A 12,338-nucleotide genomic window follows, 5' to 3' on the forward strand; every position below is an offset into this window, starting at 1 on the left:
CCTCTGGAGGAGAGGTCGCGAGCGTGCTGTGGCGGGATTCGGCAGAATTCTGGCATTCGATGCGAACAAAGCTGCGAAGGTAGCGTGTTAGTCGGTTAGAATGAAGCATGTCCACTTTGACCGGGTTGCGCGAGGCGATGAGTCACCTCGGCGAGGCGTGGGCGGGTGCCGGGGAGGCGGGGGTTCTGTCCCGGGCGCAGTTGATCGCGGTCAGTGACGCGATGGGTGCGCTGCAGCGGCGGGTGGATGCGATGCATGTCGAGGTCGCCGCGCGCCTCGCCTACGAGTCGCGGCCGGAGTTGGGGGCGGAGAGCCTGGCGAAGCAGCAGGGGTTCCGCACGGCGGCGGCGTTGATCGCCGCGACCAGCGGGGTTTCCACGGGCGATGCGGCCCGGTTGGTGAAGGTCGGCGAGGCGACAGCGCCGCGTGCGGACCTGTTGGGGGCGCGGTTGCCGGCACGGTATCCGGTGGTGCGGGAAGCGCTGCGCGCGGGCGTGCTGGGCGCGCAGGCGGCGGCGATGATCATCGGAATGCTGGACCGGTGCCGGGTTGCGGCCGGGGTGGAGCGGGTCGCGGAGGCGGAACGCCTGCTGACCGAGGCCGCGGTCGGGTTGGCGCTGGACCATGTCCGCCGGCTCGTCGTCCGGGTGGAGGCGTGGCTTGACCCTGACGGTGTCGAGCCGAAAGAAGAGGAGCGGCGCGGGAAGAGGTCGTTGACGATGTTCGAGCGCGGCGGGATGCTGCACCTGAACGCGCGCCTGGATGCCGAGACCGCCGCCCCGATCGTCGCCGCGATCCGCGGGTTCGTCACCGCGGCGTTCGCCGCCCGGCAGGGTGCTCCCGACACTGATGCTCCGGATGCGGACCGGCGCACGGTCCCGATGATCCAGGCCGATGCGCTCGCGGTGTTCTGCGCGCACGTCCTCGGCTGTGAGAAGCGGGTCCCGGTCGCCGGGGCAACCGTGATCGTCCGGATGCGTGTCGAAGACCTCGAATCCGGCACCGGGTCGGCGACCGTGGATGGTCTGGACCAACCGGTCAGTATCGGAGCGGCACGGCGGATGGCCGCCGGCGGTGGCATCATCCCTTGCGTCCTCGGAACGGACAGCGAAGTGTTGGACTGGGGGCGGGAGAAACGCCTGTTCACCCGGGCGCAACGCCTCTCCCTCGTGGAACGTGATGGCGGGTGCGCGATGTGCGGGCTCCCCCCGGAGATGACCAAAGCACACCACATCCGCTGGTGGAAACGCGACCACGGGCCCACCGACCTGTCCAACGGGGTGTTGCTGTGTGAGACCTGCCACCACCGCATCCACGACAACGGATGGGCCATCCGCATCGAAGGGCGCGGGCAGGGGCACGGAATCGGGGGACGAGTATGGTTCCTCCCGCCGCCGCACGTCGACCCCACCCGCACCCCACGACTCGGCGGACGCGCCCGCTTCGACATCGCCGCATGAGACACGCCTGCGCGGATGGGGCTCGGGCAGCGGTCGCGGCCGGCATCACCTCAGGATCGCTGCGAACCGCGCCCGCCGACGCCGGCCTTCCGGAGCCGGTCGGCGATGACGATACCGAGGGCTGTTCCGCCCACGCAGCTTGCCATCGTCACCGCGAAGAACGCGACCTGCGCGAAGAGGGTCATCGAGCCGAGATCGAACCACGCCCACGCCGAGATCGGGTAGACGATCCCCACCGCGACGGCGCCGACGTAGTGCATCCAGGTGCCCCAGTAGCGCCACAGCACGAACAGGAACGGCAGCTCGGTGAACGCCGCCCACCAGAGGTTGGTCAGCACGCTGCCGAACCCGTAGCCCGAGAAGGGCACGAGCACGAGACCGGCGATCAGAGCCACGAGCAGTCCGACGAGCGGACGCCGCAGCAGGCGAAGCGCGATCACCGACGGCAGCAGCCACAGCCCGGCGAGCGCCATGCCGACGAAGGGCAGCGGACCGGTCAGCAGCGTCGAGAGCCAGTTCATCGGCGCGAGCAGCACCGCTCCGGCGACGCCGAGGGCGGCACAGGTCAGCAGGATCGCGGTGGGAAACCGGAACCGCCGACGGGGGCCCGACCCACGAACGACAGCATCCACTCCGCTCATGCCAGCGGCTCCGCTGCCGCCTCGCGAGCGGCCTTCGACGCGGGTGAGGCTGCGCCGATCCTCCAATACCCGCAGAAGCTGACCGCGTTCTTGTCGACACCGCGCTCGCCCACCAGGTGCTTGCGAGCGCCCGAGGCGAGTGCCTGCTCGCCGGCCGCATACGCGTGGAACGGGGCATCCGGCAGCGCGGTGCGGCCCAGCGCCTGCAGCGCCAGCGCACCGGGAGCGACATCGTGAGGCCGCACGAGCCAGACGACCTCGAGACCGGACGGATGCGGGAACTCCAGCGCATCCTCCTCGCTCGGCACCTCGATGATCGCCGTGCCGGTGGCATCCGCGGGCAGCGAGGCACTGATCGAGGCGATCGCCGGCAGCGCCGTCTCATCGCCGACCAGCACCACGCGGTCCGTGCCGCGCTGCGGGTTGAAGGTGAGCCCCTCGTCGATGATCAGCACGTGCTCGCCCGGCTGGCAGGTCTCCGCCCAGCGCGACGCCGGGCCGGCCGTGCCGTCGGCCGCCGAGCCGTGCAGCACGAAGTCCACGTCGATCTCGGCGCCGGCCTCCGCCGTCGCCGCACGATAGGCGCGCACGCTGTAGTTGCGCATCACGGGGCGTTCGCCGTCGGGGATGCGCAGGAACTTCAGATACCCGAACATCTTGTTCGCCTTGGCGGGCACCCGCTCGAGGCCGGCGTCGCCGCCGATCGGCAGGAACAGGCGGAACCACTGGTCGAAGCCCATCGGGCGGAACTTCTCGATCTCGCCGCCGCCGAGAGTCACGCGGATCCAGTGCGCCGAGAGGCGCTCCGAGCGCAGGACCGTCAGATGGATGAGCTCGGTCGTCTCGGGCTTGACCATCTTGCTGTATGCCATGGGGCGCCTTTCAGGGAAGCTGCCAGGGGAAGAAGGCGACGAAGATGGCGGCGGACGCCAGCAGTGTCACGAGAGTGAAGACCGTGTCCCGCGTGCGGAACGGCACGAGATGCCGCTCGGTGCGGGTGGGATGAGCGCCGAACGCCCGGGAATCCATCGCCAGGGCGACGCGCTCGGCATGGCGGATGGCCCCGGCGAGCAGCGGCACGATGTAGCCCCAACCGCGCGCGATACGGGCGAACGGTCCGCGCCCGCCGTGGTACCCGCGCACCCGATGCGCCGCGCGGATCACGGCCAGCTCATGCCCGAATCGCGGCACGAACCGGAACGCCGCGAGCGCCGTGTAGCCGACGCGGTAGGGCACCCGGAGCTGCTGCACGCTCGCCCGTACGAGGTCGGGGCCGCTGGTGGTGAGCCCGCCGACGAGGGCGAGCGCCATGATCGAGCCGAGCCGCAGCGCGGTCGCCGCGCCGATCACCAGAGCGCCGCTGTACAGCGTCCAGTCGCCGATCCACACCACCGGCGTGCTGCCGTCGACGAGCCCGGCATCCACCCACAGCGAGAATCCGACCGCGACCAGCAGCATCCCGGCCGGGAGTCCGAGAAGCAGCAGAGCGAGCAGACGTCGCGTGAGGCGGGCGCCGACCAGGATCAGCGCGTATGCGAGCACGAGGAACGCGGCCGGGGTGGCGAGGTCGCGGACGAACACGAGCAGCACCATCGCCGGGGCGAAACCCGCGACCTTGGCGAGCGGATTCAGGGCGTACAGGAACTGCCGGGGCGAGGTCGCCGTCATCCGGGCGTACGGGTCGAAAGCGCGATCTCCTGCGGTGGGAGTGCTGCGGGTGGCGCTGCCCGTGACGTCGGCGCTCACCGGGTCACCTCGAGTCCCGCGGATGCCAGCACGCGCTGCAGCGCGGGCATGCGGAGCCCGGCGTCGGCGAACAGCTGCTGGTCGCGGAACAGCGCTGCGGTGGCGCCCGCCGCCCGCACCTGCCCGCCGGCGAGGAGCACGACGTGCGTGCTGTGCTCTGCGACGAGCTGCAGGTCGTGCGTGACGATCACGATCGTCGTGCCCTCGGCACGGAGATTCTGCAGGAGGGCGAGGAGCTCGGCCGCCCGTGCGCGGTCCTGCCCGAAGGTCGGCTCGTCCAGCGCGAGGACGCGCGGCCGCGTGATCAGAGCCGTCCCCACCGAGAGCCGTCGCTTCTCGCCTCCTGACAGGAGGAACGGGTGCACGTCCGCCTTGTGCTCGAGGCCGAACCGCGCGAGCATCTCCTCGACGCGCGCGGCGATCTCCGCGTCCGGCACGTGCCGCAGCCGCAACCCATGCGCCAGCTCGTCGAAGACCGTGTGCGCGATGAACTGGTGCTCGGGGTTCTGGAACACGAATCCGATGCGCGCGGCGAGGTCGCGAGGTGAGGCCGTGCCCGGATCGATGCCGTCGACCGACACCTGACCCCGCGGGGGTGGTACGACGCCCGCGAGAGCCTGGATCAGTGTCGTCTTGCCGGCACCGTTCGCGCCGACGATCGCGGTGAGGCTTCCGGGCTCGAGGTCGAGGTCGATCCTGTGCAGGATCTCGGTCCGCCGGCGCCGCACGGTCAACCCGCGGGCGCGGATGATCGGCTCGGGTCGGCTGGCGTCCGCGCGTTTCGCGTCGCTGCCCTCATCGCCAGCCGAGCCAGCCGAGCCAGTCGAGCCAGCCGAGCCAGTCGAGCCAGCTGAAACGCCCTTCCGATCAAGCCCTGCGGCGAGCTCATCCGGAGTCAGCGGCAGCGGATCGAACGAGAGGCCCTGATCCCGCAGCCGGAGCGCGGCCAGCGTCGCTGCCGGCAGCCAGACACCCATGCCGACGAGCTCGTCGGCATGCGCGCGGATGATCTCGCCCGCCGGCCCGTCGAACACGACCCTGCCGTCGCGGTCGAGCACGATCGTGCGCGTCACGAAGTCCATCGCCGCGTCGAGGTTGTGCTCGACGAGGAGGATCGCGCGGTCTCCGGCGGCGACCACATCCGCCAGCGCCGCATAGACGTCGTCGATGCCCTGCGGATCGAGGTTGGCGGTCGGCTCGTCGAGCACGATCAGCGGCGAATCCATCGCGAGGGCGCAGGCGATCGCGAGCCGCTGCCGTCCGCCGCCGGACAGGTGGTCCGGGTTCTCGTCCCGCCGATCCCAGAGCCCGACCCGGCGCAGCGCCGCTTCGACGCGACCCCGCACGACGTCGAGTGCGAGCAGGAGATTCTCCGGGCCGAACGCGACTTCGTCGTAGACGGTGCCGGTGACGATCTGCGAGTCCGGGTCCTGGAACACCATCGCGACGTGCGTGCTCAGAGCGGCGGGCTGCGCGGCGGCGGTGTCGATTCCGCCGGCCTCGACGGTGCCGACCATGGTCGCCGGCAGGGCATGCGGGATCAGGCCGTTGAGGGCGAGCGTGAGCGTCGACTTGCCGGATCCGGAGGGTCCGAGCAGGAGGACGACCTCGCCGGGGCCGATGTCGAACGTCACGTCGCGCGGCGAGGGGTGCGCGGCATCGGCGTGGGTGAGCGAGAGCTCACGCACGCTCAGCAGGGGCGCAGATGGGCGCACGGCGGAGTCCCGGGTCGACGGATCGTACCCGTCTAACTTAGCTGAGCCTTACCTGATCCGCCATCGACCGGCACGGGGCGACCGGCGCCCAGGCGACCGGTGCCGAGGGGTCAGTGCCGAGCGACTCCGGCCCGGCGCAGCGCCGAGCCGATCGCGAGCCCCACTGCGGTCCACGCGATCGGGCCGAGCACCGAGATCGCCAGGTACAGGATCTGCGCCCACGGCGCCATGACCGACAGGTGCGCGGCGAAGAACACGACGACCGCGACGATGACCCCGATCACGGCGGCCGAGATGAAGAAGCGCCACGGCCCCCAGGCGCGATAGCGGGTGAGGGCGGCGACGCCCTCCTGGATGAGGCCGAACAGCAGGGCCGTGCCGATGAACCGCAGCGCCCACGCCGGGTTGAAGGCACTCGCGATCAGCGCCGCGAACACGTGCGTGATCAGGGCGACGAGCGGGAGCCGCAGCACCTCCTGGGCGATGATCCCCGGCAGCACGTGCGAGCCGAGCACGAGTCCGTAGAGGAAGAGGAGGGGGCTCGCCAGCAGCACGGGAGTCACCCATCCGGCGATGCCCGCGAGGATGCCCGTGGCCACTCCGATCGCTGCGCAGACGAGCAGTACTCGAGTCGACAGGAGGGGGGTGCGGGCCACCTCTCCAGCTTACTGTCGACCTATCGGGAGGGAGGCCGTGGATAACCCTGGCCGATCGGCGAAGGCCGGTTGGCCGATCGGCCAGTTCTCTCTCCGGCGGCGAAGAGCGGGACTATGTTGGCCGCGGTGCAGCAACGCGGTTGCACCGTGATCATCGGGAGCACCACATGGGTCGAACACCCCTCCGGATGGCAGCAGCCACCACCCTGGCGACTCTGTTCATCGCATCGACGGCAACCACCGGCTACGCGGCGACCGGGGAGGTGACGCATCCCGTCCCGGTCGCAGGCACGCCCGGCCACTACATCGTGGTCATGAAGTCCGATCCGCTCGCCAGTTATGAGGGCGACGTCAAAGGCCTGAAGGCGACGAAGCCCGCCGAGGGCGAGCAGCTCGAGACGCAATCGCAGGACTCGCAGCGGTACGTCAAGCACCTGCAGACGCAGCAGACCGACCTGGTCGGCGACATCGGAGTCACGCCCGACAACACCTATCAGGTCGCGCTCAACGGTTTCAGCGCCGACCTCTCCGGTGAGCAGGTCGATGCGCTGCGTGCGTCGAAGGATGTCCTCGGCGTGTACCCGGACGAGGTCCGGCACCCCGACGCGCAGACGTCCACCGACTTCCTCGGCCTCGGCGACGACCGCAAGGGGCGAGGCGGAGTGTGGCAGCAGACCGGCGGCGTCGAGAAGGCCGGCGAGGGCGTCGTGGTCGGCGTGATCGACACCGGCATCGCGCCAGAGCATCCGTCCTTCGAGGGCAAGAAGATCAAGAAGCAGAAGAAGCAGCAGAGCCGACACAAGGGCAACCAGCCCTACACCGACGGCACCAACGTGTACTTCGACAAGTCCGACGGCGGGCAGTTCCAGGCCGCGATGGTCGAAGGCCAGGACTGGGACACGAGCGACTACTCCTCGAAGCTCATCGGCGGACAGTACTTCTACGCCGGGGCCGAGGCCGCCGGATTCGACTTCCAGTACGACTACCTCTCGCCGCGTGACGGCGACGGCCACGGCTCGCACACCGCGAGCACCGCGGCGGGTAACTTCAAGGTCGACGCCGCCATCGAGGGCGTCGACTTCGGGACGGTCTCGGGCGTCGCACCCGGTGCGAAGGTCGCGGCCTACAAGGCCTGCTACGTCGGGCCGGACACGACCGTCACCACCGACGACATCTGCGCGCTGAGCGACCTCGTCGCCGCGATCGACCAGGCGGTCGCCGACGGCGTCGACGTGATCAACTACTCCATCGGCGGAGGGGCGGCGAGCACCGTGCTGTCGCCGGAGGACCTCGCGTTCTTCAACGCCGCGGCCGCGGGTGTCTTCGTCGCGACGAGTGCCGGCAACGACGGCCCCGACCCGGTCACGGCCGACCACGCCTCGCCGTGGTACACGACCGTCGCCGCATCGACCATCCCGACCTGGGAGGGCACCGTGCAGTTCGACGGGTTCGAGCAGGCCGGAGCCTCGGTGAGCGTGCCGTTCGGTGAGAGCGTCACCGGCCCGTCGATCGCCGCGGTGGATGCCGCCGCGGCAGGAGCGGTCGACCCGCAGCTCTGCCTGCCGGGCACCCTCGACCCCGCGAAGGTCACAGGGCGCATCGTGGTCTGCGACCGCGGCGGCAACGCACGCGCCGAGAAGTCGCAGGTCGTGAAGGATGCCGGGGGCATCGGCATGGTCCTCGTGAACGTGCCGGGTGGCGCGGACTCGCTCGACAACGACTTCCACGCCGTGCCGACGGTTCACCTGAACGCCGTACATCGCGCCGCCGTGCTGGCGTACGTCCAGGGCGGGGTCGACCGTCCGATCACCCTCGTCGGGGAGAACACCACGGGCGTGACCACCCCGACGCCGCAGATCGCGGGCTTCTCGAGCCGCGGGCCGATGCTGGCCGACGGCAGTGATGTGCTGAAGCCGGATGTCGCGGCCCCCGGCGTCGCGATCCTCGCGGCGACGAACAACGGACCCGACGAGGAGCCGACCTTCGGCATCCTCTCCGGCACTTCGATGGCCTCGCCGCACGTGGCCGGCCTCGGAGCGCTGTACCTCGGTGAGCACCCGAAGGCGACGCCGGCGGAGATCCGCTCGGCGATGATGACCACCGCGTACGACACCGTGCTCCCCGACGGTTCGAAGAACACCGACCCGTTCGAGCAGGGGGCCGGTCAGGTCGACCCGAAGCGGTACCTGAACCCCGGCCTGCTGTACCTCAACGGGGTCAAGGACTGGGCGGCGTTCCTCGACGGGAAGGGCTTGTCGGACTTCCCGGGGATCGAGCCCATCGACGGCAGCGACCTGAACCAGGCCTCGATCTCGATCGGCTCGCTGGCCAGCGCGCAGACCGTCACCCGCACGGTCACCTCGACCGAGAAGGGCACCTTCACCGCGAAGGCCTCCGTCCCCGGCGTGAACGTCAAGGTCACCCCGCAGCAGTTGAAGTTCGACAGGCCGGGGCAGACCAAGACCTTCACCGTCACGTTCGACAACAAGAGCGCGCCGGTCGAGGAGTGGGCGACCGGTTCGCTCACCTGGAAGAGCGCGAAGAACTCGGTGCGTTCGCCGATCGCGGTGTTCCCGGTCACGGCGGACGCTCCGGCCGAGGTCACCGGCACCGGCGTCGACGGCAGCACGTCCGTGGAGATCACCCCCGGTCTCGACGGCGATCTGGCTCTGAACCTCTCGGGCCTCACCGCCTACGAGCTCCTGACCGACCCGGACAACCCGGTCGAGGGGCACTCGGGCGATGAGAACTCGGGTGATGCGAACAAGGACGTCGCCTGGATCGTGGACGTCCCGGAGGGCACGACGCTCTCCCGGTTCGACCTCGACTCGTCGGACGACGACGGCAGCGACCTCGACCTCACCGTGTACCGCGTGGTGAGCCCGGACGACCTGCGGTATTACGAGAACTGGCAGTCGGCGACCGGCTCGGCGGACGAGCAGGTCACGGTGCCGGCACCGACCGCCGGCACCTATCTGGTGGTGGCGAACGTGTACGCGACGACGGGGCCGATGACGTGGGACATGTCCTACGCCAACGTGCAGCCCGCCGGCGACGGGGCGTTCACCGCGACGCCGAATCCGATCGCCGCGGTCCGCGGTGAGAAGACGAGCTACGACCTCAGCTGGACCGGCCTGACCGCCGGCGCCCGCTATCTCGGACTCGTCCAGTACGGTGACTCGGCCGTCCGCACCGTCGTCACGGTGACGACGCCGGACGCCGCGAAGCAGGCGCCGCCGACGGATGCGCCGGAGACTCCGGCACCCGAGACGAAGGCCCCGGAGACTCCCGCACCGACTCCGGCACCGACCCCGGCCCCGGAGACCCCGGCACCGGAGACGGAGGCCCCGGAGACGCCGAAGCCGGAGTAGCCCCCACAGCACAGCGCCCCGCGGTCTCCCTTCCGCGGGGCGCTGTGTGCGCGCACGGGCATCCGTTCATCGCGTGATCGGCGCCGCTCGTCGCAGCATCCGCTCCCACCAAGGCCTCCGGTCTCCGCGTCTTCCTAACGTGGGGGAACGCAATGTCGCGTATCCCGAGGAGACTCCCATGACCGCACCGGGCACCGAACCCGTCATCGTCACCGACCCGAAACTCCCCTCCGTCGCCCTCACCGAGGAGCATCACGAGAAGGCGAACCGCTGGACCCTGCCGAAGATCATCCTCTGGGCGGCGATCGCCCTGCTGGGTGCTGTGGCCTGGACCATGCTCGCGATCGTGCGTGGCGAGACCGTCAACGCGATCTGGTTCGTGTTCGCCGCGGTCTGCACGTATCTGATCGGCTACCGGTTCTACTCGAAGGTGATCGAGAAGTACATCACGCGGCCCGATGACCGCCGGGCCACCCCCGCCGAGGTCCGCCAGGACGGCAAGGACTACGTCCCCACCGACCGGCGCGTGCTCTACGGCCACCACTTCGCCGCCATCGCCGGCGCCGGACCGCTCGTCGGCCCGGTGCTCGCCGCGCAGATGGGCTACCTGCCCGGCACCATCTGGATCATCGTCGGTGTCGTGCTCGCCGGTGCCGTGCAGGACTACACGGTCCTCTTCTTCTCGATGCGCCGCGGCGGCCGCACGATCGGCCAGATGGCCCGCCAGGAGCTCGGCAAGATCGGTGGCACCGCCGCGATCATCGCCTCGCTGCTGATCATGCTGATCATCGTCGCGATCCTCGCGCTCGTCGTCGTCAACGCGCTCGGCGAAAGCCCCTGGGGTGTCTTCTCGGTCGCCATGACCATCCCGATCGCGCTCTTCATGGGCGTCTACCTGCGCTACCTGCGCCCTGGCAAGGTCACCGAGGTCTCGATCATCGGCTTCGCGCTGCTGATGGCCGCCATCATCGGCGGCGGCTGGGTCGCGGGCACCGAGTGGGGTCAGGCGATCTTCCACCTCGACCGCACCACCATCGCGTGGGGCATCATCATCTACGGTTTCATCGCCGCCGTGCTCCCGGTCTGGCTGCTGCTCGCTCCCCGCGACTATCTGTCGACCTTCATGAAGATCGGCGTGATCGTCATGCTCGCCGGAGCCATCGTCCTGGTGCGCCCCGAGATCACGGTTCCCGCGGTCAGCATCTTCGGCGAGAACGGCATGGGTCCGGTGTTCGCCGGTCCGCTCTTCCCGTTCCTGTTCGTCACGATCGCCTGCGGTGCGCTTTCGGGGTTCCATGCGCTGATCGCGTCCGGAACCACACCGAAGCTCATCGAGAAGGAGCGCCAGACCCGCTTCATCGGCTACGGCGGCATGCTCATGGAGTCGTTCGTCGCGATCATGGCCCTCGTCGCCGCGATCTCGATCGACCAGGGCATCTACTTCGCGATGAACGCGCCGGCCTCGGCGACGGGCGGCACGGTCGAAGGGGCCGTCGCCTTCGTGAACTCGCTGGGCCTGACGGGGGTGAACCTCACGCCCGAGATGCTCACCGGCACGGCAGCGGCGGTCGGCGAGGAGTCGATCGTCTCGCGCACCGGTGGGGCTCCGACGCTCGCCCTCGGCCTCGCGCACATCATGCAGCAGGCCCTCGGCGGTCAGGCGCTCATGGCGTTCTGGTACCACTTCGCGATCATGTTCGAGGCGCTGTTCATCCTCACCGCGGTGGATGCCGGCACCCGCGTCGCCCGCTTCATGCTGCAGGACTCGATCGGCGCCTGGTTCCCCAAGTTCCGCGACGTCTCGTGGCGCCCCGGCGTCTGGATCTGCACGGCGATCATGGTGGCCGGCTGGGGTGCGATCCTCATCCTCGGTGTCACCGACCCGCTCGGCGGCATCAACACCTTCTTCCCGCTGTTCGGCATCGCCAACCAGCTGCTCGCCGCGATCGCGCTCGCCGTGGTGCTGGCCATCGTCGCCAAGCGCGGCCGGAGTTACTTCAAGTGGCTGTGGATCATCGCGCTGCCGCTCGCGTTCACCGCGGTCGTGACCATCACGGCGTCGCTCTACAAGATCCTCTCCCCGGTCCCCGCCATCGGCTACTGGGCGAACCACTTCAAGTACGTGGCGGCCCGCGACTCCGGTGACACCGCGCTCGGTGAGCCGGCGGTTCTCGACGCGGTCATCCGCAACACGGCCGTGCAGGGCACCCTGTCGATCATCTTCGTCACGCTCGCGATCGTCGTGATGGTCACCGCCGTGATCGTCACGGTCAAGGCCATCCGCAACGGCGGCGGCGAGAACACCGAAGACGAGCCGGTCGCCTCGCGCCGCTTCGCTCCGGCCGGGTTCCTGCCGAGCAGCGCGGAACGCGAGCTCGAGAAGCAGTGGGAGCCGATCCTCGCCGACGAGCGCAAGGCGTCGTCCCACTGAGATGGCCGACACCATGAGTCGGACGGATGCCGCGACCACCCTCCTGCGGATCCTGCTGGGCGCCGTGGGGCGGGTGGGCCGCGGCATCCGCTGGTACATGACGAACCTGATGGGCGACAGCGCCTATGCGACCTATGTCGCCCATCAGCGCCGCGTGCACCCCGACGAGGATCCGCTGACCGAGCGGCAGTTCTGGCGGGAGCGGATGGACGACCAGGACCGCAACCCCGGTGCCCGCTGCTGCTGACGCGTACACAACTCCTCAGATCTGCGGCGATTCGTCCCAGGAGCGTCCGGATCAGCACCGGATGACCTTGT

9 protein-coding genes are annotated in these 12,338 nt (G+C 69.8%); 4 read left to right on the forward strand and 5 right to left on the reverse strand.

What is annotated here, in order from left to right:
* Positions 1 to 107 precede the first annotated feature (107 nt).
* A complete protein-coding gene (locus GZ67_RS0101620) occupies positions 108 to 1,460 on the forward strand; it encodes an HNH endonuclease signature motif containing protein (protein WP_029261289.1) in 1,353 nt (450 codons plus the stop codon).
* Positions 1,461 to 1,510: 50 nt separating this feature from the next.
* Here the strand turns inward: GZ67_RS0101620 and GZ67_RS0101625 are convergent, their stop codons facing one another.
* The 5 genes from GZ67_RS0101625 to GZ67_RS0101645 form a co-directional block, all read right to left on the reverse strand.
* Positions 1,511 to 2,101 (reverse strand): ECF transporter S component, encoded by a 591-nt coding sequence (locus GZ67_RS0101625; RefSeq protein ID WP_051662269.1) that lies wholly within the window; start codon positions 2,099 to 2,101, stop codon positions 1,511 to 1,513.
* Positions 2,098 to 2,973, reverse strand: coding sequence for a siderophore-interacting protein (locus GZ67_RS0101630; protein WP_029261291.1), 876 nt, complete (start codon positions 2,971 to 2,973; stop codon positions 2,098 to 2,100). The genes GZ67_RS0101625 and GZ67_RS0101630 overlap by 4 nt, the downstream gene beginning before the upstream one ends.
* A gap of 10 nt (positions 2,974 to 2,983) precedes the next feature.
* Positions 2,984 to 3,769, reverse strand: coding sequence for an energy-coupling factor transporter transmembrane component T (locus tag GZ67_RS0101635; protein WP_029261292.1), 786 nt, complete (start codon positions 3,767 to 3,769; stop codon positions 2,984 to 2,986).
* A 74-nt stretch (positions 3,770 to 3,843) separates the two neighbouring features.
* Positions 3,844 to 5,562: an ABC transporter ATP-binding protein gene (locus GZ67_RS0101640; RefSeq protein WP_029261293.1), complete on the reverse strand. Its 1,719-nt coding sequence runs from the start codon at positions 5,560 to 5,562 to the stop codon at positions 3,844 to 3,846.
* Between the two features lie 110 nt (positions 5,563 to 5,672).
* A complete protein-coding gene (locus GZ67_RS0101645) occupies positions 5,673 to 6,218 on the reverse strand; it encodes an ECF transporter S component (protein WP_029261294.1) in 546 nt (181 codons plus the stop codon).
* A 188-nt stretch (positions 6,219 to 6,406) separates the two neighbouring features.
* On the opposite strand from GZ67_RS0101645, the gene GZ67_RS0101650 reads away from it, so the two are divergent.
* The 3 genes from GZ67_RS0101650 to GZ67_RS20325 all read left to right on the forward strand — a co-directional run bounded on the left by GZ67_RS0101650 (position 6,407) and on the right by GZ67_RS20325 (position 12,267).
* Complete coding sequence (locus GZ67_RS0101650; RefSeq protein ID WP_051662270.1) at positions 6,407 to 9,589, forward strand: S8 family peptidase; 3,183 nt, start codon at positions 6,407 to 6,409, stop codon at positions 9,587 to 9,589.
* 178 nt (positions 9,590 to 9,767) lie between these two features.
* Positions 9,768 to 12,020 (forward strand): carbon starvation CstA family protein, encoded by a 2,253-nt coding sequence (locus GZ67_RS0101655; RefSeq protein WP_029261296.1) that lies wholly within the window; start codon positions 9,768 to 9,770, stop codon positions 12,018 to 12,020.
* Between the two features lies 1 nt (position 12,021).
* Entirely contained in the window at positions 12,022 to 12,267 is a 246-nt protein-coding gene (locus tag GZ67_RS20325) for a YbdD/YjiX family protein (protein ID WP_029261297.1), read from the forward strand.
* Positions 12,268 to 12,338 lie beyond the last annotated feature (71 nt).

The sequence above is a fragment of the Microbacterium sp. Cr-K20 genome (genome assembly GCF_000708325.1).
In the GTDB taxonomy this organism is placed as follows: domain Bacteria; phylum Actinomycetota; class Actinomycetes; order Actinomycetales; family Microbacteriaceae; genus Microbacterium.

What these genes read in the sequence shown, in the direction of transcription:
- GZ67_RS0101655 (WP_029261296.1), top strand. Translation starts at nt 9,768, where the DNA reads ATGACCGCACCGGGCACCGAACCCGTCATCGTCACCGACCCGAAACTC.
- GZ67_RS0101630 (WP_029261291.1), bottom strand. Translation starts at nt 2,973, where the DNA reads ATGGCATACAGCAAGATGGTCAAGCCCGAGACGACCGAGCTCATCCAT.
- GZ67_RS0101625 (WP_051662269.1), bottom strand. Translation starts at nt 2,101, where the DNA reads ATGAGCGGAGTGGATGCTGTCGTTCGTGGGTCGGGCCCCCGTCGGCGG.
- GZ67_RS0101635 (WP_029261292.1), bottom strand. Translation starts at nt 3,769, where the DNA reads ATGACGGCGACCTCGCCCCGGCAGTTCCTGTACGCCCTGAATCCGCTC.
- GZ67_RS0101650 (WP_051662270.1), top strand. Translation starts at nt 6,407, where the DNA reads ATGGCAGCAGCCACCACCCTGGCGACTCTGTTCATCGCATCGACGGCA.
- GZ67_RS0101620 (WP_029261289.1), top strand. Translation starts at nt 108, where the DNA reads ATGTCCACTTTGACCGGGTTGCGCGAGGCGATGAGTCACCTCGGCGAG.
- GZ67_RS20325 (WP_029261297.1), top strand. Translation starts at nt 12,022, where the DNA reads ATGGCCGACACCATGAGTCGGACGGATGCCGCGACCACCCTCCTGCGG.